Consider the following 23,933-nt stretch of genomic DNA (forward strand, 5'->3'; position numbering starts at 1 on the left):
TAGCATTTGAATTCGGCAAAATCAAGGGGAGTGATGTTAATGACTTGTTTTTGACGATGAATGACTTGTTTTCTTGCCTACTGAAAGTTATGTATTGCGGAATGAAGTTTGATATGATATTATCACGTTAGCGATATATAATATATATAAGAGCATACTAACAATATGAAAGAGGTACGAACAAATGAAGAAGAAAATAGCACTCCTTGGAGCTATGGCATTGCTTGTCAGTTCTTTTGATCAGGGGCTGCTTCTGGCAGCAGAACAGGAAACAGATACACAGCTGGTTGATGTACAGGATGAAGAGCTTTTTACAGATGATTCAGAAGCATCCGCATCTGTTGATGCAATACAGTTTTCTGACCAGGATGAGCCGTCTGTAAAAGAGCAGCCTGACGGCCCTGAAGAAACAGTATTTGAAGATAGTGATTCAGATCTTTTCAGTTCAGGGGAAGCTTCTTTGGAGTTGAAAACACCACCCAGTTTTACTGGTATTGTAGATGGTTCCGGATATAATGACAGTCAGGTATTATATGCTGGAGAATCCGGATATGTGGACGGGATCAGCAAGATACTTGTAAATGGCAAGGAATGGAGAAAAACGGATTCTAAACTTGGTCTTTTTTCGTCTGAAGCTTATTATCTGGCTCCGTCCGAAAATAAAATATATTTTGATGGAAGTGGAAGCGGCATGCTGAAAAGCGGTGATCTGATCACCATTTCCAATCTGCAGTATAAAGATCTTGTGCTCCAGGTAAAAGGGCAGGGAAATACTTTTGAGGTAGTTGTTTATCATGCACAGGCGGGTAATGACAAGGAAGGTCCTTCAGATGGAGAAAATACTTTGTTTGTCAGATTGGTAGGCAGCTTTGAAGGAGCACTGACAGGACAGCGGATACGATGCGATCAGCGGCGCATCTACCTCAGTTTTCCTCCAACAAAAACAGTAATGTGGAGGTTCAGGCTGCCATCCTTCCAGATGGAAATGAGCCGGCAGAAGATGACTGGAAGCCTCTTAGCACTGTTGTAAGTGTTAATTCTCAAAGAACAAAGGTTAATATTGATACAGATTCCTGCGGAATGTCCGGTGTGTATTCTATCTGGGACAGTTCTCTTTCCTTAAGCGGTGTACCGGATAAAGTAGGTACCTCATCCGGTAAGTGTAACAGTTACAGATGAAACAGGCAGAACTGCAGTAAGTAATGAATTATATTTTAAAATATTTGCAAGGAATGAAAAGCTGGAGGATTATCTGAAACTGGAAAACGCAGTACAGACAGCCGATGGCAAATACATGTATGATATGGAGCCGTGGGCTATTCCTAATTTCGGAGGGGTAAATGAAACTGTAACGGTACCAACACAGATCAAGGCATGGTACGGCTCCCATACAAGTGGTACTTACGGAGAACTGGGATATTCAGTGGAAAAGAATCCGGTACAAACGCTGATCGTTCCCAATGGATGTACATTGACCATGGTAAATATGAAAATCCTAAGCAGTGTGAAGATTCTGGTTGAAAATGGTGGTATGCTGAATCTTCGGGATTCTTCTCTGCATGGACAGGTAGAAGTGATGGATGGAGGAAGGCTTTCTGTTAACTACGATGATTATTCCGGAATCCTTACAGGAACTTCTATTAATGGACAGATCATCCTTGATACAGGCGGAATCCTGGAAAACTCCATTATCTATTCAAATACAAACTTTCTCGCTAACGGCAGCTGGATACGTCAGAATATTTCACCTGTAATACAGGTAAATGGGAATGGGGTGATGGGGGAGAGGTTTATGTACGTGGAGATGACGCTCCCACAGGAACAGATCCTGCTACGAAAGAAAAGCTACAGCGGACAGCCTGCCATAAAGGTATCCTCCGGAAGTCTGAACATTGAGAAGAATAGTGTGCTGGCTGTATTTGGCGGCGAGGAGGATTACGCTACCACTTCGGTAGGCGGAAATGCGCTGATCCTGGAAAATAGTCAGGTAACAGGAGAAGGCAAGCTGATCGCTGTAGGTGGAACAGGCCACAGTGATCAGGGTGGCCATGGAGTTGCGGGAAACGGCACCATTAATACGAAAGAAGCATATCTGGAGGGCGGCGCAAGCCAGATGCCGGGAAACAGCAGTATTACAGCAGGTGCAGCTTATACAGAAGGGATTTCTGTGGGTAATGGTGTCCGCCTAAAAGCTGTGCCGGGAAAAAGAATCACTACTAATTATGACAGTGTAGGGGAAACCTACTGGCGCGATACTACCCAGAAGCCGGATCTGAAACTTTATGAGATCACAGATACACCACAGCCTACCAGTGCGCCACAGCCTACCAGTGCACCGCAGCCTACCAGTGCACCACAGCCTACCAGCGCGCCACAGCCTACCAGTGTGCCACAGCCTACCGTGACTCCACAGCCTACTACAGTCCCGCAGCCATCTGATAAACCACAATCAGCTATTGCACCGGATAAAGGCCAGACTAATGAAGGAATACAGGGGCAGGAAGGAACTTCCGGGGCAAATTTTAAGCCTGTGATCCGTGTAAATGTAAAAACTGTTCCGTTAAAAGCAGGGCAGTCCACAAACAAGGTAAAGGTTACATATGCAAAAGGAGATTCTGTAAAATCTTGGGAATCCAGCAATAAAAAAGTTGTTACAGTCAATAAAAAGGGCATTCTGAAAGCAGGGAAAAAGACCGGGAAAGCAACGGTAACCGTTACATTGAACAGTGGACTTCAGGCAAAGATCCAGGTGAAGGTACAGAAAGATCCAGTGCAAACAGCAAGTATCCGCATATCGAAAAAGAATCTTCTTATTAAGGAAGGCTTTAGACAGAAGCTAACACCTGTGATACTGCCAGTTACTTCCAGGGAAACAGTGAAATATACCTCCTCGTCCACAGCAGTGGTAAGAGTAAGCAAATCTGGAGTGATCATAGCCAGAAAAACAGGAAAAGCAAGGATTACTATACGTTCTGGAAAGAAAAAAGCAGTGATTTATGTGACAGTGAAAAAGTAAACGATAATTATGATTGTGGCGGTGATGACTAGTACATCGTTATTCAGTTTTTTTTTGTTTTATGTACGAAAATTCAAGTCCAGCTGTTACTCACCACCTGAAAGAGGTGGGAGTCTTCTCGGCTGAGATAATTTATTGCTGTGAAGAGAAAAAATATCAGCTAAAAATTTGCCTAATTTTTCAAGATTTAATTGCACTTCTTTTATACATTTGTTATAATAAAACGGAAAAGAAGAATTTTAATAAAGAATCGTGATGAGAATCTGTATGGAGACTGCAGTTTGCAGACCTGTATGTCTTGGAAGATTTGGACATGAGAAAGGGAGTAACCATGAATTTAGGAATCATCGCACATAATAGTAAAAAAGTTTTGATCGAAGATTTTTGCATCGCCTACAAGAATATCCTGGCAAAGCATGAAGTATATGCTACAGGCACTACAGGCCGCAGGATCGAGGAGGCTACCAGCCTTCATGTACACAAGTTTCTGGCAGGAAGCATTGGCGGTGACAAGCAGTTTATGGAGATGGTAGAGCGCCAGGATCTGGATATGGTCATTCTGTTCTACAATCCTGTTATGATCGATCCAAAGGAGCCGGATATCACAGCTATTGTGAGACGCTGCGACCAGTATAATATCCCTGTTGCTACCAATATCGCTACAGCAGAGCTTCTGATCCTTGGACTTGCAAGAGGCGATCTGGATTGGAGACTGAATCTGAAATGAGAGTGATCGCAGGAAAGGCAAGACGTTTAAATTTAAAAACAGTACCTGGGATGGAGACCCGTCCTACTACAGACCGTATCAAGGAGACTCTTTTCAATATGCTGCAGCCTGAAATTCCGGATTGCCGTTTTCTTGATCTGTTCAGCGGCAGTGGAGCCATTGGCATATGAAGCACTGAGCCGTGGCGCAGCATTATGCAGTCTTTGTTGAAAAGAATCCTAAGGCTTGTGCATGCATCAGGGAAAATCTTTCATTTACAAAACTTGCAGATAGTGGTAAACTGCTTTCCATGGATGTGCTGCAGGCATTACGCTCCCTGGAAGGCGGAGAGAGTTTCGACTGCATTTTTATGGATCCGCCTTACAGACAGGATCTGGAGCAGCAGGTTCTGGCTTATCTTGCAGACAGCAGTCTTGTAGATGAGCATACGCTGATCATTGTGGAGGCTGATCTGGATACTGATTTTGATTATCTTGATTCCATGGGATTTGCACAGCTGCGTTCCAAGGAATATAAGACCAATAAGCATGTATTCATAACCAGAAAAGAGAACTGAACACATCTGTAAATCCTGAAGAGAGTGAGAGAACATCATACATGGTAGTTGCAGTTTATCCGGGGCTTGACCCGGCAACTTACGGGCATCTGGATGTGATTCAGAGAGCCAGTGTTTCCTTTGACGAAGTGATCGTGGGAGTTTTGCATAATTCTGCAAAAAGTCCGTTGTTTTCTGTAGAAGAACGTGTTAAGATACTAGAAAAGGCTACGGAACATATCCCAAATGTTGTTATTAAGCCTTTTAACGGACTTTCCGTTAATTTTGCCAGAGAAAATAAGGCACAGGTCATCGTTCGCGGGCTTCGGGCTGTTACGGATTTTGAGTATGAGCTTCAGATGGCGCAGACCAATCGTGTGCCTGCACCGGATGTGGATACAGTATTTCTGACCACCAGTCTGGAGTATGCATACTTAAGTTCTACGATTATGAAGGAAGTGGCCATGTTCGACGGGGATATCAGCAAGTTTGCCCCGCCTCAGATCACAGAGGCAGTAAGAGCGAAGATGTACCAGTTAAGAAATAGAGAAAAATAAGGAGAGTGTACTATGAGCAGCAGAATTGAACAGATCATTGAAGAGATTGAAGAGTATGTAGACAGTTGTAAATACCAGCCTCTTTCTACAACCAAGATCGTTGTCAATAAAGAGGAGATCGAAGAACTTCTTCGTGAACTCAGACTGAAGACCCCGGATGAGATCAAACGTTACCAGAAGATCATCAGCAATAAAGATGCTATTCTGGAGGATGCACAGTCCAAGGCAGACGCACTGATCGCAGATGCACAGGCAAAAGCACAGGAGCTTGTTACCCAGCATGAGATCATGCAGAAGGCATATGCTCAGGCTAACGAGACCATTAATGCAGCGAACCGCCAGGCACAGGAGATCCTGGATTCTGCTACACAGGACGCTAACAGCATTCGTTTAAGTGCCATTACTTATACAGATGATATGATGGCTAATATCGGTTCAGTACTGAATCAGACCCTGGAAGATGCAGGCGGCAAATATAAAGGATTTCTTGAAGCTCTTCAGAGTTGTCTGGATGTGGTTAATCACAATCGTCAGGAGCTTGCTCCTCAGACAGCACAGGCAGCAGCTATCTCCAATTCCTATCAGGCACCTGAGCAGGAGTCAGAGACACTGGACGACCTTGGAGAAGATCAGTAAATTAAATGGATACGTTTCTTTGCCCACTGTGTCATGTCCCTATCAGGAGGATACAGAGGGTGAGGATTGTACTGAGACATTTGGCAGAGGCGTAAGGGAAGAAAGAAAGTCTTCCATCCAGTACGCTTTTTGTCTGTGCGGCTACGCACAGTCCTCCGAAAGAGGATAGAGTTATTGCTGCCAGGTATATGGTACGTTCAGGCAGGTTTGAGGACGCGATCCTGTTAAGGCCTGTAGTCAGTTCCATGATACATAGCAGGATTTCTTTGAAAGTATCAGGGATAAGAGGACACTGGCTGAAGCAAGGGGACAGCACAGAGAAAAGCAGGATATAGCCGCCCAGCCTGGTTATGGTTTCAAATCCATTCATAATACAGACATCCAGAAGGGCTCCGGTGGAGCATACCTGGGATGTCTTTTTTTCTGCTATTGCATCAGGATCAGGCCACATATGATCAGCTGCAGTGCAGCCTTTGTACACGAAGAATCTGAAAAACAGCATGCAGCAAAGATCTGCCAGAAACAAAGGGAAAAGCAGATCACTCGCAGGGTATCGTCCTTTCAGACAGGTTTGCCCCAGAAAGGCTGAGCAAAAAGGCCAGGCTTGGATTGCTGCAGAAGGTAAGAAGATATTCCCCCTCCTGTCGGCAGATCTTTCCTGTATATGTAAGGTCAGAGGCCAGCTTGGCACCTACAGGGAATCCTAGCAGCTTTCCGAAGAGGAAGGCATACATTCCCCAGGGGGACAGTCCGAACAGAGTCCGGCACAGGCGAATGCCAGGTTTGGGGATTTTCCATGAGACCTTTATATTCATCAGCAATCCTGTAAGGATCAGAAAAGGCAGCAAAGTGGGCAGCAGGGTATTAAACCACAGGGAAAGTCCATCTCTTGCAGCAAGAAGGGCAGCTTCAGGATTTGCCAGCAGGAAAACTAGCAGGAAGCAGATTCCTGCAAAAAACAGCTTTTTTTTCAAGCCCTTACCCCTTTTTCTTTTAGTATATGGGGTCCAGGGAATGATCATTCATAAATTTAGGAGGTAAGAAAACTATGGCAGCATTAGAAAATTGCAGACCATCCAGAGTTTTTCATTATTTTGAGGAGATTTGCGGTATTCCACACGGATCCGGGAATACACAGGCCATCAGTGATTATCTTGTTGATTTTGCAAAGGGTCACGGCCTTGCATACGTACAGGATCACCTGGGTAATGTGGTGATATACAAAAATGGCACAGCAGGCTATGAACAGTCACCTACAGTGATCCTTCAGGGACATATGGATATGGTGTGTGAGAAACGTGCAGATGTAGAACATGATTTTTTGAAAGATGGTTTGAATCTTTCTGTAACTGAAGACGGATATGTAACTGCTAATGGCACTACCCTTGGCGGAGATGACGGGATCGCTGTAGCCTATGGCCTTGCCCTTCTGGAAAGCCAGGATATTCCCCATCCTCCATTAGAGGTACTGATCACAGTGGACGAGGAGATCGGACTTCTGGGAGCTATGGATTTTGATTGCAGCGTGCTGAAAGGACGCAGGCTGATCAATCTTGATTCAGAGGCAGAAGGCAGCCTGTGGGTCAGCTGTGCCGGCGGCATGGGAGGATACAGTACGATTCCTGTAAAGCGGGTAGCAGGTGTAGGAGAAGGTATCAGGATCCGGATTTTTGGACTTGCTGGCGGACATTCCGGAGCTGAGATTGATAAAAACAGAGCCAATTCCAATATTCTGATGGGAAGAATGCTTTATGAGATGAAGAAGCAGGCAGATTTTGCCATTATTTCCCTTGAAGGCGGCACAAAGGACAATGCCATTACAAGAGAATCTGAATTTCAGGTTCTGGCAGCACCGGAAGATGTTCTGAAGATCCAGCAGCTAGCACAGAAATTTCAGACTGATCTGCGTAAAGAATACACAGGCACGGATGAAGGGATTACCATTTCTACAGAGCTTCTTGGCCACATGGAAAGAAGTACTGCATCCGGTCAGTGGTGAAAAGGTGATCTTTTTCCTGATGAACATGCCTTATGGTATCCGCAAGATGAGCGGTTCCATTCCTGGACTTGTAGAAACCTCTTCCAACCCTGGGATCGTTGCCCTTCACAAAGACGAATTTGAATCTGTAAGCAGTGTACGCAGTTCTGTAGGCTCTGCAAAGGATGCATTGTCTGACAAGCTGGAGTATCTGACGGAATTCCTTGGAGGAGAATATGAGATCCAGGGAGCGTATCCTGCCTGGGAGTACAGGGAGGATTCCCCATTAAGGGATAAGATGGTTGCCGCCTATAAAGCACTCTATAAAGAAGAACCAAAGGTTGTGGCTATTCATGCAGGTCTGGAGTGCGGACTCTTCTATGAAAAGATGGAGGGGCTGGACTGTGTGTCCATCGGACCGAATATGAAGGATATCCATACCTCTGAGGAGCTTCTTGAGGTAGCTTCCGTTGAACGTGTATGGAAGTATCTTCTGAAAGCACTAGAAGATCTAAAGGATTGAAAATTGCATAAAGCTTTTCCTGTGGGCATACTTTGATAAGAGATGGATTTACGGAGGTGCAAGGGTGAAGCAAAGGCCATGCAGATCATGGATCCTCCTTTTATTTCTGATGCTGTGGATGATGGCACTGATGCTGGTACTGGAAGAACGAAGCCGTGTGTCTGGGGTCAATGAAAACAGCATCTATCAGGATGCTTTTCGCAGGCAGAAGATGCCCGCAGAGCTTTATCGGCAGATCATGGACACAAAGTCCGCAGATATGTGGGAGGTATTTACCGCCACTATGATCAGTGGTACCTTTGCACCGGACAGGATCTGTGCAGATTATCAGCCTTTTCTGAATCAAAAAGAAGGCATACCTGCAGCTGTGCCGGAGTTATCAGGCCATATGGGCAGATCTTAAATGCTTTCCTGTAGCAGGGCAGATATCCTGTTTTGAGGATACCTACGGTACAGCCAGAGAGTATGGCGGATTGCACATCCATGAAGGAACGGATTTGTTTGGTCCTGTTACAGAGCCGGGATACTATCCGGTGGTTTCTGTTACGGATGGCGTGGTAGAAAGGACAGGGTGGCTTCCTCTTGGAGGATATCGTATGGGGATCCGTTCTCCCCACGGTGGCTATTTTTATTATGCACATTTGTCAGAATATGATCACAGATTCACAGAAGGAGAAATGGTGCAGGCTGGAGATATTTTAGGCTATATGGGTAATACCGGCTATGGACCCAAAGGTACAAAAGGCAGATTTCCGGTACATTTTCATATGGGGATCTATATAAAGACTCCCAAAGCACAGGAGATGAGTGTAGATCCGTATCATATTCTGAAAATACTTCAGGAAAGTACAGGCAGATCTGATCTGTAAGATTAGGAAGCAAGGGTATGGCAGTATCAACTGATATAGCCTCCGGCAGGGATTGCCGAGGCATTCTTGAATTAAGGAGCGGTTTGAATGGAAATACAGTTATGGAGAAGCATTTTATGTCCCTATGAACTGGCTGTCAAAGAACTGACTGTAAAATTCCAGCATATTATAGAAGAACACAGGGAAAATGACAGATATTCCCCTATTGAACAGGTAAGCGGCAGGGTAAAAAGTGTGACCAGCATCCTGGAAAAGATGCAGCGGAAGCATATCCCTATGGAGCGGATGGAAGAAGAAGTAGAAGACATCGCAGGGGTTCGTATCATCTGTCAGTTTGAAGAGGACATTGAGACGGTAGCGGCCCTGATCCAAAGCCGGACAGATATGACGGTCAAAAGTGAAAAGAATTATCTGAAGCATATTAAGCAAAGCGGATACCGCAGCTATCATCTGATCATTTATTATACTGTGGAGACATTAGATGGTCCAAAAAGGCTGCAGGCAGAGATACAGATCCGTACTATGGCCATGAATTTCTGGGCAACCATAGAGCATTCCCTGCAGTATAAGTACAAAGGGGATATGCCGCCCCATGTTACGGAGCGGCTTAGCAATGCAGCAGAAGCTATTATTTCCCTTGACAGGGAGATGTCACTGGTACGAAGCGAGATCATGGATGCACAGAATTCTTCCCAGGTACAGTCTAATCTGGTAAAAGATATCCTGAATAATATTGAGAACCTTTACAGGCTTTCCAATCAGCGTGAAGTCCTCAAAATACAGTCAGAGTTTCTTCGTGTGTTTAAGACAAAGGATCTGCGTCAGCTGGAACGTTTTCATAGACAGCTGGATATTATTGCGGAAGGGTATCGTGCCCAGGCCGTATATTTTCAGAATTAAATCACACATAAAGCATACAAGGAGCATCAGATGCAGGATTTTTTACCGGTAACAAGAGAAGAAATGAAAAAAAGAGGGTGGGAACAGGTAGATTTCGTCTATGTAAGCGGCGATGCCTACGTGGACCATCCTTCTTTTGGTGCAGCCATTATCGGACGGCTTCTGGAAAGCAGAGGATATAGGGTGGGGATGATCCCCCAGCCTGACTGGCGCAAAAAAGAAAGCATCCAGGTATTTGGACGTCCCCGGCTTGGATTTCTTGTTACAGCCGGAAACATGGATTCTATGGTCAATCATTATACAGTATCCAAAAAGCACAGACAAAAGGACGCTTATTCTCCGGGAGGACAGATGGGACTTCGGCCTGACCTGGCAGTGGTGGTATACAGCAATCTGATCCGGCAAAGCTATAAAGACAGTCCTGTGATCCTAGGCGGGATCGAGGCCAGCCTTCGACGGATGGCACACTATGATTACTGGGAGAATAAAGTTAAGCACAGTATCCTTATTGATTCGGGGGCAGATCTGATTTCTTATGGTATGGGAGAGCATTCAATCCTGGAGATCGCAGAAGCACTGGATAGTGGGATTCCCATTGAGGAGATCACCTATATTGCAGGCACTGTCTACAGGACAAAGGATCTTTTACGGGCCTATGAACCTATCATCCTTCCTTCTTTTGAAGATGTGAAAGAAAACAAAGCAGTGTATGCAGAAAGCTTTGCAACCCAGTACAGGAATACAGACCCTTTTACTGCTAAGGCAATGGCAGAAAGCTATGGGAACCGGGGCTATGTGATCCAGAACCCACCTGCAATGCCTTTATCTACCCAGGAAATGGATGATGTGTATGATCTTCCCTTTACAGGAGAATACCATCCTATGTATAAGAAAAAAGGGGGGATCCCAGCACTGGAGGAGATCAAATTCAGCCTTACCAGCAACAGAGGGTGCTTTGGCGGCTGTAATTTCTGTGCCCTTACCTTTCATCAGGGCAGGATCCTTCAGACAAGAAGCCACGATTCCATTATCCGGGAAGCCGTAAAGATGACAAAAGCACCGGATTTTAAAGGTTATATCCATGATGTTGGCGGACCTACTGCCGATTTTCGTCATCCGTCCTGCCAAAAGCAGCTGACCAAAGGGGTGTGCCAGAACAGGCAGTGTCTTTTCCCAACACCCTGCAAGAATCTGAAGGCAGATCATAAGGATTATGTGCTTCTTCTTCGGAAACTTCGGGACATTCCTGGGAGTAAAAAAAGTGTTTGTCAGATCTGGAGTGCGTTTTGATTATGTGCTGGCTGATCCAGATAAAACATTTTTAAGGGAACTGGTAAAATATCATGTAAGCGGACAGCTGCGTGTGGCACCGGAGCATGTGTCAGATCAGGTGCTTCACTACATGGGCAAGCCTTCTCATCAGGTGTACCTGCGTTTCCTGGAAGAATTTGATAAAGCAGATAAACAGGCACAAAAGGATCAGTATGCCATACCTTACTTCATGTCCTCCCATCCTGGGTGTACCATGAAAGAGGCGGTAAAGCTGGCAGAGTATGTAAGGGATCTGGGATATACTCCGGAGCAGGTGCAGGATTTTTATCCCACACCATCTACCCTTTCCACCTGTATGTATTATACAGGGATCCATCCCATTACAAAGGAAAAGGTATATGTACCGAAAAATCCCCACGAAAAAGCCATCCAACGTGCACTGATGCAGTACAAAAACCCGGCCAACAGGGAGTTGGTGCTGGAGGGACTGAAAATGGCAGGCCGTATGGATCTGGTAGGATTTGGTCCCAAATGCCTGATAAGGCCTGAAAACAGCAGCAGAAAAAAGGAGCAGTTTCATGAAAAAAACAAAAAAACGAAAAAAAATCGAAAAAGGTGAGTTTGGCTATTTTAAAAGCGAGAAGAAACGGAGACTGATCCTTACAGCCATTCTTCTTGGCGTGCCTCTTTTTATTTTTGCAACCATGTGGGCATATCATGGAACAAGAAATACCATCTGGACAGTGATCGCAGCAGTAGGATGCCTGCCTGGCTGTAAATCTATGGTAGGACTGATCATGATCTGGATGCGTAAGCCTATGGATCCTGCTCTTTATAAAAAGATCCGGAAACATCAGGGAGACCTGGAAATGGCCTACGAAATGTATATGACATTTTACGAAAAAAGCGGATATCTGGATGCATTTGCTGTATGCGGCAACACAGTGGTAGGCTACACCAGTGATCCGGCTGTAGATACAGCTTACATGGAAGAGCATGCCCAGAATATTGTAAGAGGCAATGGATATAAAGTAGATGTAAAGATCCTGAAGGATATCCGGCCATTTCTGGAAAGACTGGATTCCATGAATCTTCATCAGGATTCCTTGAGGGAAGGGATCAAATTCCGTCCGGACAGCAAGTATCCGGATCTGAACAGAGATCAGCTGGTGAAGCATACTTTGCTTGCGCTTTGTTTATAGGAGCTGCCATGAAGGAATTTAAGATCAGGGAAAATGAAGCAGGACAGAGATTTGACAAATATCTGGCCAAGCTGTTGGAAGAAGCACCAAAAAGTTTTTTTTATAAAATGATGCGAAAGAAGAACATCACCCTTAATGGGAAAAAAGCCCAGGGCAATGAAATGCTTTGTACCGGAGATGTGGTAAAGCTGTTTTTAAGTGACGAAACTTTTGAGAAATTTTCATCCTCAAAGCAGCCATCCCATGCAAGAACCAAGCTTCAGATCATATACGAGGATTCGGATGTACTGTTTATCAACAAACCGGCTGGTATGCTTTCCCAGCCTGACGGGAACGGCACACCCTCCCTTGTGGAGTACCTTACAGGATACCTTCTGGATACAGGAGCACTGAATGAGGCTGATCTGGCTACCTTCAGGCCAGGGGTATGCAACCGGCTGGACCGGAATACCAGCGGATTGGTGGCGGCAGGTAAAAGCCTTACAGGCCTGCAGGACTTATCAGCAATGTTCCATAACAGGAATATGGAAAAGTTTTACCTTTGCCTGGTAGTTGGTGTAATAAAAAATGAAAAATATATCAAAGGATATTTGCATAAAGACGAAAAATGTAATAAAGTAATAATATCTGCTGACAGAACAGAGGATTCCCAGCCTATAAAGACCAGGTACAGACCTGTATGTGATAATGGGAGGTACACGCTTCTGGAGGTAGAACTGATCACAGGGCGGACCCATCAGATCCGTGCCCATCTTGCCAGTGAGGGACATCCTGTGGCAGGTGATCAGAAATATGGGGATAAGAAGGCAAACCAATATTTCCGGGACAGATATCAGCTGAAATACCAGCTGCTTCACAGCAGGCGGATAGTATTTCCAAAGGACTGCGGACGTCTGAAGGCTTTGGAAGGCAGGACTGTAACAGCACCCGTTCCCGGACTTTTTGGGCAAGTGCTTCAGAGAGAGAAAATAGACATAACCAGGAGGAATGAATTATTATGAAAGTATGGCATGAAATATGGGACTACATAAAAATGATCATTATTGTGGTTGTTGTAGTTCTTTTGATCAACAATGTGGTACTGATCAATGCAAAGATCCCTTCCGCATCCATGGAAAGACGATCATGACCGGCGACCGGATCTTTGGTTTCCGTCTGGCATATGGTGTGAACCTGGATCTGTTTGGCCATGAGATTTCCAAGAAGGTAAAAGACCCGGAGCGGTTCGATATTGTGATCTTCAAATATCCGGATGATGAAAGCCAGCTGTTCATCAAGCGAGTGATCGGCCTTCCAGGCGAGACTGTGGAGATCAAAGATGGCAAGGTATATATTGACGGTTCGGAAACACCGCTGGATGATTCCTTTATTCCTGAGACCATGAAGGGCAGCTTCGGCCCATATCAGGTTCCGGAGGACTGTTATTTTATGCTGGGTGACAACCGGAATAATTCCAAGGATTCCAGATACTGGAAGAATACTTATGTACGTTTCGATCAGATCGTAGGCAAGGCTGTAATTCGTTATTATCCCTCCATTAAGCTGGTAGACTAAAGGGAGGACAAAAGATGGCAACCTGGAACAGCAGAGGCCTTCGGGGATCCACCCTGGAGGAGCTTGTAAACAGGACTAATGAGCAATACAGGGAAAAGGGGCTGGCATTGATCCAGAAGATCCCCACCCCCATCACACCTGTGAAGATGGACAAGGACAGCCGCCATATTACATTGGCCTATTTTGACCAGAGAAGTACCGTAGATTATATAGGAGCAGTACAGGGGATCCCTGTCTGCTTCGATGCAAAAGAATGCTGTGCCCATACCTTTCCTCTGGCCAATATCCATCCTCATCAGGTGGCGTTCATGAAGGATTTTGAAAAGCAGGGGGGCATTGCATTCTTTCTTATTTTCTTCAGCTCCAGGGATCTTTTCTATTATCTGCCTTTTCGGGAATTACTGGTTTTCTGGCAGCGGATGGAAGAGGGAGGGCGTAAAAGCTTCCGTGAGGATGAGCTTCGCCAGGAATATTATCTGCCTGTAAAAAGCGGTATTCTTGTTCCTTATCTGGAAGGGATCCAGAAGGATCTGCAATTACGGGATTGACAACCTGCAGGAAATCCTTTATAATCTTGTTTGTTTCGTATAGTAGTATGCTACCATGGTAGCATACTAAAGTGTAAGGATTTATATCATGCTCCACACAGCAGATCTTTTGGGGCATACATCATGTGAAAGCACAAATGGAGGTAAATAAAAGATGCAGCGTATATTTCACACGCCGGAAGGAGTCCGGGACATATATAATGGCGAATGCAGCCAGAAACGGAGCCTGCAGGAGAAACTACACTGCGTGTTCCGCAGATATGGTTATGAAGATATTGAAACCCCCGGTTTTGAATATTTTGAAGTGTTCAGCAGGGAGGTAGGTACGATCCCTTCCAAAGACCTTTATAAATTTTTTGACAGAGAAGGCAATACCCTTGTGCTGCGTCCTGATTTTACCCCTTCTGTATCAAGAGCCTGTGCCACTTATTTTTCTCCTGAAAAGGAAGTGGTAAGCCTTTGTTATACAGGCAACACTTTTATTAATAATTCCAGCTATCAGGGCAGGCTGAAAGAGTCTACCCAGATGGGCGTTGAGCGTATGGGTGATGATTCTGCGGAAGCAGATGCAGAGCTTCTGGCAATGACTGTTGAGTGCCTTCTGGCTTCCGGCCTTACAGATTTTCAGGTGAGTGTAGGCCAGGTGGATTATTTCCGTTCACTTCTTGAGCAGGCAGGGATGAGTCCTGAAGATGAGGAGCAGCTTCGCAGCCTTGTTTCCATGAAGAATTATTTCGGTGTAGAAGAGCTGGTAGAACGTCTTGGGATTGACCAGAAGGTTGGCAATGCACTGGCACAGCTGCCACGTATGTTTGGGTCTTCTGATGTGCTTGAGAAGGCAAAAGCCCTCACTCAGGAACCAAAAGCCCTTCAGGCTGTGGCAAGACTGGAAGAGATCTACCAGATCCTGAAGATTTACGGTTATGAGAAATATATTTCTTTTGACTTTGCTATGGTAAGTAAATATCATTATTATACAGGCATTATTTTCCAGGCATATACTTATGGTACAGGCGAGCCGCTTGTAAAGGGAGGCCGGTACAATGACCTTCTTAGGCATTTCGGGAAGGCTGCACCATCTATTGGATTTGCCATTGTTGTAGACAGTCTTTTAACTGCTCTTTCCAGGCAGAAGCTGCAGATCCCTGTGGAGGATACTGTGGAAGTGATCACCTACAAACCGGAAGGACGCAAAGAAGCCATCCGGCAGGCACAACAGCTTCGCAGCCAGGGCAAAAACATAGCACTCAGACCTGAGAAGGAGGACTAGAACAGTGAGATATCTGACATTTGCCCTGACAAAAGGGCGTCTTGCATCCAAGACAATGGATATGTTTGAAAAGATCGGTATTACCTGCGAGGAAATGCGGGATAAGGATTCCAGGAAGCTGATCTTTGTCAATGAAGACCTGAAACTTAAATTTTTCCTTGCAAAAGGACCGGATGTGCCTACTTATGTAGAGTACGGTGCTGCCGATATTGGGATCGTTGGTAAGGATACCATTATGGAAGAAGGCAGGAAGCTTTATGAGGTGATGGATCTGAAGTTTGGTGCCTGCAGGATGTGCGTATGCGGGCCTGAAAGTGCACGGAAGCTTTTGGATTCCAACCAGCTGATCCGGGTTGCTCACCAAGTATCCGGTGATCGCTAAGGATTATTTCTACAACAAGAAGCACCAGACAGTGGAGATCATCAAGCTGAACGGATCCATTGAGCTGGCTCCTATTGTAGGATTATCTGAGGTGATCGTAGATATTGTAGTAGACCGGAAGCACTCTTTCGTGAGAATGGGTTAAAGGTATTGGAAGAGGTATGCCCTCTGTCTGCCAGGATGGTAGTCAATCAGGTAAGTATGAAAATGGAAGATGAACGGATCCGGAAGCTGATCGATGACCTGCGTAAAGTGATCTGATAGGAAAGGAAATGATAAACCAATGCGTACAGTAACATTAACAAAAGAATCTACCAAAGACATTCTTGAGAATCTGTTAAAGAGAAGTCCTTCCAGTTACGGAAAGTATGAGATGGCAGTTGCCCAGATCCTGGATAAAGTTAAGCAGGAGAAAGATCAGGCTCTTTTTGGCTATACGAAGGAATTTGATAAAGCCGATATTACAGCAGAGAATATCAGGGTGACGGAAGAAGAGATCAAAGAAGCATATGAGCAGGTAGACCCGTCCCTTCTTGCAGTGATCCGCAAGGCACTGGTAAATATCCGCACCTATCATGAGAAGCAAAGGCAGAACAGCTGGTTTACCAGCTCAGAAAACGGTACTATGCTGGGCCAGAAGGTAACTCCACTTTACAGGGTGGGCGTTTATGTACCAGGGGGCAAGGCAGTTTATCCTTCTTCTGTACTGATGAATATTGTTCCTGCCAAGGTTGCAGGAGTTCCTAATATTGTAATGTGTACCCCTCCGGGAAGAGATGGGAAGGTTTATCCTACCACTTTGGTTGCTGCAAGGGAAGCCGGCGCAGATGTGATCTATAAGGTGGGTGGTGCCCAGGCTGTTGCAGCGATGGCCTTTGGTACAGAAAGCATCCCTAAGGTAGATAAGATCGTAGGACCTGGCAATATTTTTGTTGCACTTGCCAAAAAGGCTGTATACGGACATGTAAGCATTGATTCTGTAGCCGGTCCAAGTGAGATCCTTGTTCTTGCAGATGATACAGCTAATCCCCATTATGTGGCTGCAGACCTTCTGTCCCAGGCAGAGCATGATGAGATGGCTTCTGCCATTCTGATCACCACCAGTACAGAACTGGCAAAGAAGGTTCAATCAGAGATCGAAGGATATCTGAAGGTGTTGTCAAGAAGAGAGATTATCGAGAAATCCCTGGAGAATTTTGGCTATATCCTGATCGCAGAAGATATGGATGAAGCTATCGAAGCTGCTAATGAGATCGCTTCTGAGCATCTGGAGATCGTAACAGCCAATGCCTTTGAGGTAATGATGAAGATCCGTAATGCAGGAGCCATCTTTATCGGAGAATACAGCTCCGAGCCTTTGGGAGATTATTTTGCAGGACCAAACCATGTGCTTCCAACCAACGGAACAGCTAAGTTTTTCTCTGCACTTTCTGTGGACGATTTCATTAAGAAATCCAGTATAGTATATTATTCCAGAGAGGCATTAAAGGAGATCCATAAGGATATTGTACAGTTTGCAACTGCTGAGCAGCTGACAGCACATGCAAATTCTATAGCAGTACGTTTTGAAAAAGAAGACGAAGGGGATTCATTATGATACGAGAGGCTTTGGCACAGAGAAATACCAAAGAGACACAGATCCAGATGAAGCTGAATCTGGACGGAACCGGAGTTTCAGATATTTCTACAGGTATCGGATTTTTTGATCACATGCTGGAGGGATTTACAAGACATGGCCTTTTTGATCTTCAGCTGCGTGTGCAGGGGGATCTGCAGGTGGATGACCATCATACCATCGAAGAGACCTGGGATCGTCCTTGGCTCAGTGATCCGGGAAGCAGTGGGAGACAAAAAAGGGATGCCGCAGGTATGGAAGCTTTATCCTTCCCATGGATGAAACGTTGGTGCTTTGTGCAGTAGACCTGTGCGGCAGGCCTTATTTTTCCTGGGATGCACAGTTCCACACAGAGAAGATAGGGGGCATGTCTACAGAGATGGTACGTGAGTTTTTCTATGCAGTTTCTTACAGTGCACAGATGAACCTTCATATTAAGGTACTTACCCCGGCAACAGCCATCATATGGCAGAAGCTATGTTTAAAAGCTTTGCAAAAGCCCTGGATATGGCGGTGTCCTTTGATCCCCGTATTACAGATGTTTTATCTACAAAAGGAAGCCTATAAAAAGGAGAATAAATATAAATCATGAAGAAAAGATTGATTCCCTGCCTTTACCTTCAGTCTGAAAAGGCAGTAACCGGTTTCGGACAGAGAAATCTGTTAGGTGACGGAGATGTGGAAAAGCTGGCAAGGTTTTACAGCGATAACGGTGGAGATGAACTGCTGGTATTTGACTTTTCCTCTCAGGACGAGGAGCATGACAAAGCCATCGGCAAGATCCGCGACATTTGTGCAGCTTCTGAAGTTCCGGTAATGGCCGCCGGCAATATTAAGCGTATGGAAGATGTGAAAAAGCTGATCTACGCAGGCTGTGCCTGTGCTGTGCTGAACTTTTCCAAGGAGAGCAGTGTAAAAGCTTCTGGAAAGAGGTATCCAAACGCTTTGGAAAAGAAAAGATGGTCGTGTGTCTTTCTTCCATTGAAGAATTTACTGCAAATAAAGAACTGATCGAAAATTATGCATCTGCAGTGCTTGCCCTGGATCTGGTGCAGGATCAGGTGGCTGAGATTTCCTCTATTCCTGTGATCCTTCATACAGATGAACAGAATGAAGAGAAGCTTATTAAGCTTCTTGGGTCAGATGCTGTAAGCGGGGTTTGTGGTGCCTTTGTAAGCAATATGGAAAAGGATCTGCTGGATTTTAAGGACAGGTGCCAGGGTTTGGGGATTACTGTAAATACCTACGAAAGCAATATTGCCTGGAGTGAATTTAAGCTGAACAGTGACGGGATGATCCCTGTGGTTGTTCAGGATTATAAGACGGATGAAGTTCTGATGGTAGCTTAATACGAACGAGCGTGGGGTTCCGAGCCACTTTGAAGACAGGAAGGATGACTTACTGGAGCAGAAGCAGAAATGAGCTTTGGACGAAAGGCCTTACCTCCGGACATTTCCAGTATGTAAAGTCTCTCACCCTTGACTGTGACAATGATACCATCCTTGCAAAGGTGGATCAGGTAGGTGCAGCCTGCCATACAGGCAGCAGAAGCTGTTTCTTCCAGCCTCTTATGAAAAAGGATTATGATGACACCAATCCCCTTCACGTATTTCAGGATGTGTATGATGTGATCATGGACAGGAAGAAGCATCCAAAGGAAGGCTCTTATACCAATTATCTTTTTGACAAGGGAATCGAACAAGATCCTGAAAAAAGTAGGTGAGGAGTGTACGGGAGATCGTTATTGCTGCAAAGAATCCGGATAAAGAGGAGATCAAATACGAGATTTCTGATTTTCTGTATCATGCAATGGTATTAATGGTGGAGAAGGGGGTTACCTGGGAGGACATTACCAGGGAACTTGCCAGACGGTGATTTACATATGAAAAGAAAAGCAAAAAAAGCTTTCAGTATTACAGCGGCTGCAGTGTTTCTGGCAGCCGTATTATATCTGGTCTGGTGTGTGCTTTTAAATGATTCCGTGATCTGGAAAAATGTTCAGGTCAATGGGATTTCCATCCAGGGAAAGACAAAAGCCCAGGCCAGAGAAGCGATCCTGACAGATTTTAAAAAGACTTATGAGGATAAGGCTATCCAGGTGAAACTGTCCGACGAAGTTTATCAGGCTTACATATTTCCTATGCTTGGCATGGATCCCTGGGAAGTGGTGGAACAGGCCTATCAGCTTGGCCATGGTGCCTGGTATAAAAGAGGTCTTGATCGGATACGCCTTATGACAGATGACAAGGCAGAAGAGATCACTCTTCTTCCCCAGGTGACCCATCCGGAGGCAGTGTCTTCTGTGATCTCTTATATGGAGATTGAAAAGGTAAATACAGTGGTACAGCCTGTGTGCCGGATAACAGATGACAGTCTGATCATAAAGAAGGGGAAAACTGGTGTTCAGGCAGATACAGATGCTTTAAAGGAGCAGCTCCTGCATGCAGCTGCCAGTCTGGATCTTGACACACAGATCCAGTGTGCAGCGATCAGCGTTACACCAGAGGAGCCGGATTTCAAGGCTTATTATAAGCAGATCTATCAGGAGCCGGAAGATGCATATATGGATGAAAAGAATGATTATGAGATCGTTCCTTCCAAGACAGGGATATCCTTTGATGTTGCAAAGGCGGCCAAAGAATACAGACAGGCTAAAGAGGGCAGTGTGTTTACAGTGGACTTTGAACAGATCCAGCCGGAGGTGACAACCGGTGATCTGACCAGTCGGGTATACCGGGATGTACTGGGAAGCTATAATACTTATGGAGGCGGTACTGACAACCGGATCACCAATCTGACTCTTGCTGCAAAAGCAATTGATGGAATTGAACTGATGCCTGGTGAGACCTTTTCTTACAATGAAACCTTAGGAGAGCGTACAGCCGAAAGAGGGTATAAGGCTGCCGGTGTTTTTGTAAACGGACAGCATGCGGAAGGACTCGGCGGAGGGATCTGTCAGGTTTCCACCACCTTGTTTGATGCATGCCTGTACGCAGATCTGGAAATTGTAAAACGTACCAATCATTCCGGCAGGGTGGATTATGTGCCGGCTGGGCTGGATGCCGCTGTATCCTGGGGAGATCCTGACTTTCAGTTTTGCAATAATACTGAGTATCCTATCCGGATCTCTGCCACTTATGCAGATGGTTCCGTTAATGTGAAGATCTATGGTACAAAAACAAATTCCAATACAGTAAAGGTAACTACCCAGCAGCTGGATGCACAAAGCTACAAAACTTATCGTCATGTATATGACCAGGATGGAAATCTGCTGGAAACGGAGGAAATCTGCAGCAGCCATTACATCAGCTGATCTTGCGTTATGACCACAGAGCTGTAAACAGGCCATCGTAAGAATATGTGATTTTGTTTGATTTTTCACAAATTTAAAGGAAATCGTATTGATTTCAAAAAATGCTTTTGCTATAATACAGGAAATGAATAAAGACCGTTTACAGTGTCAGCCAGGAGGCAACAATTCCGGCTGTTAAAGGGAATCAGGTGGAAGTCCTGAACGATCCGGTCACTGTGAGCAGGGAGGATACTGCAGGGCCATTGAGAAGAAGCCTGGATCCGATAGGACTCATGGAAGCCGTCTCTTCTTGAGAAGGAGCAGATATCTGTTGATCTGTGAGCCAGGAAACCTGCTGTGAATGCTGAAGATGGAAGCTTCCGACGAAAGCGATTCATTGCTATTTCTTGTATTGTTTTATTGCACATATGTTTTTGGACTATGTATATAATGATATGAGTAATTGTGATGCCTGTTTCCAAGCCGGAAGCAGGCTTCTTTTTTTGTACAGCAGTACATGTCTTCATTCAAATTGATTGGAAATAACAGGAGGATAAAAGATCATGAAAAAACGAAAAATCATTCTTGCAATGCTTCTTTGCGCTGCAATGACAACCAGAGATGTGCTTCCTGTACTTGGGGAAGATCTTGCAGCAGAAGTGGATGTACAGGATGTAACAGAGGATGAGGCTTTTGATGAGTCTGATGAGGCAGATTTTTCTGAGTTTACAGACCAGGAGGAAGTGACATCTGATGTATTAGATGGTGCATTTACCGCTTATCCGGAGGAAGCCGCACCGATAGCTGAGGATGCAGAGAATCCGGGAACCGTTGCAGCACAGGGATATTATACCTTTGATTTTTCTGATGCAGCTGCACCTGGGAGTGACCACAAACTCTCCCATGTTTAAAGTAGTAGGCGCTACATTATATTCTGATAAAGACGGTAAAATGGTAGGTACCATTACTTTATCAGGAAAGACCTATGACAAGCTGTTCCTTGGAACAAAGACAGAAGCAGAGGCAGCTGGAGATGACGGTATGATCACTTATCATGATAATAATGGGCTTTATGAGTATGGTCCTTTTGCAGTATCAGCTCTTGATAAGGTGATTACTATAAGTTCTCATTCAACCAGCAGTAATAAGTGGTTTGAGCGTCAGATCACCTTCAACTCATCCAAGCTTCTTGCTGCTGCTACAGATCCTGTAGATAACAGCACAGCACTTCCGGATGGTACTTATACACCGGAGAGCTTTACAGCTACAGGCGGTACAGGTAAAGTGACCATTACCTGCCCACAGGTGATTGTTGAAAATGGCAAAGCTTTTGCAGATGTTACATTTAGCAGCAAGAAATATGCTTATGTAAAAGCAAACAATCAGTTGTTTAACGGTACAGTGAATACTTTCGGCGTTACATACAGGATCCCGGTTGACCTGAATGAAGATGTGAAGATCCTTGCGTTGACTACAGGTATGAGCGTGGCACATGAGATCGCCTATACTCTTCATGTAACATTGAATGAGGCACCGGCACCTACTGCTACACCCACACCTACTGAGACACCGGCTCCCACACCTGCAGCAGTTGCAGCAACCTCATTAAAGGTTTCTGTTTCCAAGCTTACCTTAAAGGCAGGAGCCTCTAGGACAGTCAGTGCCATTGCAGCACCTGCAAATACCACAGGCACAAAGTGGTATACACTTCCCAGAATCCTTCCGTTGCTACAGTAAACGATGCTGGTAAGATCACTGCTAAAGCAGCAGGTAAGACCAAGATCACTGTAAAAGCAGGATCTAAGGAAAAAACCATTGCTGTAACAGTAACCAAAAAAGCCGTAAAAGTAAAATCCCTTAAGATGAAAAAGGCAGCCCTTACCATGAATAAGGGAACTCAGACTTATGCATCTTACACAGTGAATCCAACAGGCGCAACCACAACCTTGAAATGGGAAATCTTCCAATAAGAATGTGGCATCCGTAGACCAGACCGGTATGATCGTTGCAAAGAAAGCCGGCAAAGCTACGATTACAGTAACAGCAGACGGCAAGAAGGCAGCCGTGAAGGTTTCTGTTGTTGATCCATGCACCAGTGTAAAGGTACAGAGTACTCTTACCTTAAAGGCTGGCAAGTCTGCCAAATTAAAAGTAACAACCACTCCCAAAACAACCGGACAGAAAGCTGCATTTAAGTCCAGCAACAAGAAAGTGGCTACCGTAGATTCCAAGGGAAAAGTAAAAGCCCTGAAAAAAGGAACTGCTAAGATCACAGTTACTGTAGGCAAACAGAAAGCAACTTGTACAGTAAAAGTAAAATAAATGTAACTGTTCCGTATTTTTACAGTTACAAAAAAATAGTAGATACAGATAAAGAAGAACAGTTGTCCTGTGAAGCATTGTGTGGCACAATATTTTGCAGGGCAGATTCCTGTTTAACAGAGGAGATTCATATGAAACGCAATTCAACAAGATTCCTTGCACTTTTTTTAACCGCTGCCATGTCCGTCACTCCAGCTGTGGCAGCTTTTGGCGAGAATCAGGAGAGCAGTGATCAGATCCCTGCCATTTCCCTGGCTCCCCAGCCATCAGAAATACCGGAGATATCTGTTTCCCCTACAGCTGTGCCAGAAAAAGAAGCACTTAATAATGCAGAAACCGATAAAAAGGAAGCTGCTAATGAGTCTAAAGACTCTGAAGGAGAAGATCCGCAAAAGAAAGATTCCCAGGAAAAGGACTCAGAAAAGAAGGATACTGAAAAGAAAGATACAGAGTCTAAAGACTCGGAAAAGAAAGATCCTGAAAAAGGAAGATACAGAGAAAAAGAATCCGGAAGAAAAAGACCCGGAGGAAAAGATCCGGAAGAGGAAGATATTTTCAAGGATAAGGAGTTCAGCCCAAGTATTGCTGATTATACAGCGGCAGAAGACAAGATCACCCCCTGGGTGGTGAAAGGTAATGACAGTGTGTTTGACAGGCTGTATGTAGGAAAAAGAAGATGCAGATAAATCAAAGGTAATAACAGGAACTGCTGATACAGATGGAACGTTTCGCTTT

The 23,933-nt window shown here is 44.9% G+C and carries 23 protein-coding genes, 6 pseudogenes and 1 riboswitch; of the genes and pseudogenes, 27 read left to right on the top strand and 2 right to left on the bottom strand.

All coding sequences use genetic code 11. The features are described 5' to 3' along the window. The first annotated feature begins 184 nt into the window (after positions 1–184). The 6 genes and pseudogenes from R1Y93_RS00715 to R1Y93_RS00740 all read left to right on the top strand — a co-directional run bounded on the left by R1Y93_RS00715 (position 185) and on the right by R1Y93_RS00740 (position 5,471). Positions 185–1,030, top strand: coding sequence for a hypothetical protein (locus R1Y93_RS00715; protein ID WP_500821255.1), 846 nt, complete (start codon positions 185–187; stop codon positions 1,028–1,030). A 264-nt stretch (positions 1,031–1,294) separates the two neighbouring features. Beyond that, complete coding sequence (locus tag R1Y93_RS00720; protein WP_500821256.1) at positions 1,295–3,016, top strand: Ig-like domain-containing protein; 1,722 nt, start codon at positions 1,295–1,297, stop codon at positions 3,014–3,016. A gap of 331 nt (positions 3,017–3,347) precedes the next feature. Continuing rightward, positions 3,348–3,743, top strand: a complete 396-nt coding sequence (locus R1Y93_RS00725; RefSeq protein WP_158420414.1) for a methylglyoxal synthase — start codon at positions 3,348–3,350, stop codon at positions 3,741–3,743. Beyond that, positions 3,740–4,299 (top strand): annotated as a pseudogene (gene rsmD / locus R1Y93_RS00730) (16S rRNA (guanine(966)-N(2))-methyltransferase RsmD). Before R1Y93_RS00725 ends, rsmD begins: the two are co-directional and overlap by 4 nt. Positions 4,300–4,340: 41 nt before the next feature. Next, positions 4,341–4,835: a pantetheine-phosphate adenylyltransferase gene (gene coaD, locus R1Y93_RS00735; protein WP_500821257.1), complete on the top strand. Its 495-nt coding sequence runs from the start codon at positions 4,341–4,343 to the stop codon at positions 4,833–4,835. Between the two features lie 12 nt (positions 4,836–4,847). Further along, the gene (locus R1Y93_RS00740; protein ID WP_158420411.1) at positions 4,848–5,471 is read left to right on the top strand and encodes an ATPase; all 624 of its coding nucleotides are present in this window, start codon (positions 4,848–4,850) and stop codon (positions 5,469–5,471) included. A 31-nt stretch (positions 5,472–5,502) separates the two neighbouring features. Here R1Y93_RS00740 and R1Y93_RS00745 read toward each other — a convergent pair whose 3' ends face one another. Together R1Y93_RS00745 and R1Y93_RS00750 are read right to left on the bottom strand one after the other, a co-directional pair. Continuing rightward, entirely contained in the window at positions 5,503–5,841 is a 339-nt protein-coding gene (locus tag R1Y93_RS00745) for a hypothetical protein (protein ID WP_500821258.1), read from the bottom strand. A 169-nt stretch (positions 5,842–6,010) separates the two neighbouring features. Then, positions 6,011–6,445, bottom strand: a complete 435-nt coding sequence (locus tag R1Y93_RS00750) for a hypothetical protein (protein WP_500821259.1) — start codon at positions 6,443–6,445, stop codon at positions 6,011–6,013. Between the two features lie 74 nt (positions 6,446–6,519). Between R1Y93_RS00750 and pepD the strand changes: the two genes are divergently transcribed. The 21 genes and pseudogenes from pepD (at position 6,520) to R1Y93_RS00855 (ending at position 23,884) form a co-directional block, all read left to right on the top strand. Beyond that, positions 6,520–7,470, top strand: coding sequence for a beta-Ala-His dipeptidase (gene pepD / locus R1Y93_RS00755; protein ID WP_500821260.1), 951 nt, complete (start codon positions 6,520–6,522; stop codon positions 7,468–7,470). After that, on the top strand, positions 7,430–7,972 hold the full coding sequence (locus R1Y93_RS00760; protein ID WP_500821261.1) for a M20/M25/M40 family metallo-hydrolase: 543 nt from the start codon (positions 7,430–7,432) through the stop codon (positions 7,970–7,972). Before pepD ends, R1Y93_RS00760 begins: the two co-directional genes overlap by 41 nt. Before the next feature lie 64 nt (positions 7,973–8,036). Continuing rightward, entirely contained in the window at positions 8,037–8,375 is a 339-nt protein-coding gene (locus tag R1Y93_RS00765; RefSeq protein ID WP_500821262.1) for a hypothetical protein, read from the top strand. 70 nt (positions 8,376–8,445) lie between these two features. After that, positions 8,446–8,841 carry a M23 family metallopeptidase gene (locus R1Y93_RS00770; protein ID WP_500821263.1) on the top strand — a complete coding sequence of 132 codons (396 nt, stop codon included), beginning with the start codon at positions 8,446–8,448 and terminating at the stop codon, positions 8,839–8,841. Between the two features lie 87 nt (positions 8,842–8,928). After that, positions 8,929–9,741 carry a GTP pyrophosphokinase gene (locus R1Y93_RS00775; protein ID WP_500821264.1) on the top strand — a complete coding sequence of 271 codons (813 nt, stop codon included), beginning with the start codon at positions 8,929–8,931 and terminating at the stop codon, positions 9,739–9,741. A gap of 30 nt (positions 9,742–9,771) precedes the next feature. Beyond that, positions 9,772–11,632, top strand: a pseudogene (locus R1Y93_RS00780) (YgiQ family radical SAM protein). After that, complete coding sequence (locus tag R1Y93_RS00785) at positions 11,592–12,215, top strand: hypothetical protein (RefSeq protein ID WP_500821265.1); 624 nt, start codon at positions 11,592–11,594, stop codon at positions 12,213–12,215. Before R1Y93_RS00780 ends, R1Y93_RS00785 begins: the two are co-directional and overlap by 41 nt. An 8-nt stretch (positions 12,216–12,223) precedes the next feature. Further along, positions 12,224–13,216 carry an RluA family pseudouridine synthase gene (locus tag R1Y93_RS00790; protein ID WP_500821266.1) on the top strand — a complete coding sequence of 331 codons (993 nt, stop codon included), beginning with the start codon at positions 12,224–12,226 and terminating at the stop codon, positions 13,214–13,216. Further along, positions 13,213–13,769, top strand: a pseudogene (gene lepB / locus R1Y93_RS00795) (signal peptidase I). The gene R1Y93_RS00790 and the pseudogene lepB overlap by 4 nt, the downstream one beginning before the upstream one ends. 14 nt (positions 13,770–13,783) lie before the next feature. Beyond that, positions 13,784–14,317 carry a Holliday junction resolvase RecU gene (locus R1Y93_RS00800; RefSeq protein WP_158420403.1) on the top strand — a complete coding sequence of 178 codons (534 nt, stop codon included), beginning with the start codon at positions 13,784–13,786 and terminating at the stop codon, positions 14,315–14,317. Between the two features lie 154 nt (positions 14,318–14,471). Continuing rightward, positions 14,472–15,587: an ATP phosphoribosyltransferase regulatory subunit gene (hisZ, locus tag R1Y93_RS00805; protein WP_500821267.1), complete on the top strand. Its 1,116-nt coding sequence runs from the start codon at positions 14,472–14,474 to the stop codon at positions 15,585–15,587. Positions 15,588–15,591: 4 nt separating this feature from the next. Next, positions 15,592–16,230 (top strand): annotated as a pseudogene (gene hisG / locus R1Y93_RS00810) (ATP phosphoribosyltransferase). A 22-nt stretch (positions 16,231–16,252) separates the two neighbouring features. Beyond that, positions 16,253–17,566 (top strand): histidinol dehydrogenase, encoded by a 1,314-nt coding sequence (hisD, locus tag R1Y93_RS00815; RefSeq protein ID WP_500821268.1) that lies wholly within the window; start codon positions 16,253–16,255, stop codon positions 17,564–17,566. Then, positions 17,563–18,151, top strand: a pseudogene (hisB, locus tag R1Y93_RS00820) (imidazoleglycerol-phosphate dehydratase HisB). The gene hisD and the pseudogene hisB overlap by 4 nt, the downstream one beginning before the upstream one ends. Before the next feature lie 21 nt (positions 18,152–18,172). After that, positions 18,173–19,459, top strand: a pseudogene (gene hisIE / locus R1Y93_RS00825) (bifunctional phosphoribosyl-AMP cyclohydrolase/phosphoribosyl-ATP diphosphatase HisIE). Between the two features lie 7 nt (positions 19,460–19,466). Next, on the top strand, positions 19,467–20,897 hold the full coding sequence (locus R1Y93_RS00830; protein ID WP_500821269.1) for a VanW family protein: 1,431 nt from the start codon (positions 19,467–19,469) through the stop codon (positions 20,895–20,897). Positions 20,898–21,022: 125 nt separating this feature from the next. Further along, positions 21,023–21,250, top strand: a riboswitch (cobalamin riboswitch). A 189-nt stretch (positions 21,251–21,439) separates the two neighbouring features. Next, the gene (locus tag R1Y93_RS00835; protein ID WP_500821270.1) at positions 21,440–21,787 is read left to right on the top strand and encodes a hypothetical protein; all 348 of its coding nucleotides are present in this window, start codon (positions 21,440–21,442) and stop codon (positions 21,785–21,787) included. Next, a complete protein-coding gene (locus tag R1Y93_RS00840) occupies positions 21,732–22,613 on the top strand; it encodes a hypothetical protein (RefSeq protein ID WP_500821271.1) in 882 nt (293 codons plus the stop codon). The genes R1Y93_RS00835 and R1Y93_RS00840 overlap by 56 nt, the downstream gene beginning before the upstream one ends. Further along, positions 22,574–22,846, top strand: coding sequence for an Ig-like domain-containing protein (locus R1Y93_RS00845; RefSeq protein ID WP_500821272.1), 273 nt, complete (start codon positions 22,574–22,576; stop codon positions 22,844–22,846). Before R1Y93_RS00840 ends, R1Y93_RS00845 begins: the two co-directional genes overlap by 40 nt. Positions 22,847–22,850: 4 nt before the next feature. Then, a complete protein-coding gene (locus tag R1Y93_RS00850; RefSeq protein WP_500821273.1) occupies positions 22,851–23,198 on the top strand; it encodes an Ig-like domain-containing protein in 348 nt (115 codons plus the stop codon). A gap of 131 nt (positions 23,199–23,329) precedes the next feature. Further along, positions 23,330–23,884, top strand: coding sequence for a hypothetical protein (locus R1Y93_RS00855; protein WP_500821274.1), 555 nt, complete (start codon positions 23,330–23,332; stop codon positions 23,882–23,884). The last annotated feature ends 49 nt before the right edge of the window (positions 23,885–23,933 follow it).

The sequence above is a fragment of the Blautia sp. HA3515 genome (assembly GCF_059933065.1).

What these genes read in the sequence shown, in the direction of transcription:
- R1Y93_RS00800 (WP_158420403.1), top strand. Translation starts at nt 13,784, where the DNA reads ATGGCAACCTGGAACAGCAGAGGCCTTCGGGGATCCACCCTGGAGGAG.
- R1Y93_RS00715 (WP_500821255.1), top strand. Translation starts at nt 185, where the DNA reads ATGAAGAAGAAAATAGCACTCCTTGGAGCTATGGCATTGCTTGTCAGT.
- R1Y93_RS00835 (WP_500821270.1), top strand. Translation starts at nt 21,440, where the DNA reads ATGAAAAAACGAAAAATCATTCTTGCAATGCTTCTTTGCGCTGCAATG.
- R1Y93_RS00855 (WP_500821274.1), top strand. Translation starts at nt 23,330, where the DNA reads ATGAAACGCAATTCAACAAGATTCCTTGCACTTTTTTTAACCGCTGCC.
- hisD (WP_500821268.1), top strand. Translation starts at nt 16,253, where the DNA reads ATGCGTACAGTAACATTAACAAAAGAATCTACCAAAGACATTCTTGAG.
- R1Y93_RS00725 (WP_158420414.1), top strand. Translation starts at nt 3,348, where the DNA reads ATGAATTTAGGAATCATCGCACATAATAGTAAAAAAGTTTTGATCGAA.
- R1Y93_RS00745 (WP_500821258.1), bottom strand. Translation starts at nt 5,841, where the DNA reads ATGAATGGATTTGAAACCATAACCAGGCTGGGCGGCTATATCCTGCTT.
- pepD (WP_500821260.1), top strand. Translation starts at nt 6,520, where the DNA reads ATGGCAGCATTAGAAAATTGCAGACCATCCAGAGTTTTTCATTATTTT.
- R1Y93_RS00790 (WP_500821266.1), top strand. Translation starts at nt 12,224, where the DNA reads ATGAAGGAATTTAAGATCAGGGAAAATGAAGCAGGACAGAGATTTGAC.
- coaD (WP_500821257.1), top strand. Translation starts at nt 4,341, where the DNA reads ATGGTAGTTGCAGTTTATCCGGGGCTTGACCCGGCAACTTACGGGCAT.
- R1Y93_RS00775 (WP_500821264.1), top strand. Translation starts at nt 8,929, where the DNA reads ATGGAAATACAGTTATGGAGAAGCATTTTATGTCCCTATGAACTGGCT.
- hisZ (WP_500821267.1), top strand. Translation starts at nt 14,472, where the DNA reads ATGCAGCGTATATTTCACACGCCGGAAGGAGTCCGGGACATATATAAT.
- R1Y93_RS00785 (WP_500821265.1), top strand. Translation starts at nt 11,592, where the DNA reads ATGAAAAAAACAAAAAAACGAAAAAAAATCGAAAAAGGTGAGTTTGGC.
- R1Y93_RS00830 (WP_500821269.1), top strand. Translation starts at nt 19,467, where the DNA reads ATGAAAAGAAAAGCAAAAAAAGCTTTCAGTATTACAGCGGCTGCAGTG.
- R1Y93_RS00740 (WP_158420411.1), top strand. Translation starts at nt 4,848, where the DNA reads ATGAGCAGCAGAATTGAACAGATCATTGAAGAGATTGAAGAGTATGTA.
- R1Y93_RS00720 (WP_500821256.1), top strand. Translation starts at nt 1,295, where the DNA reads ATGTATGATATGGAGCCGTGGGCTATTCCTAATTTCGGAGGGGTAAAT.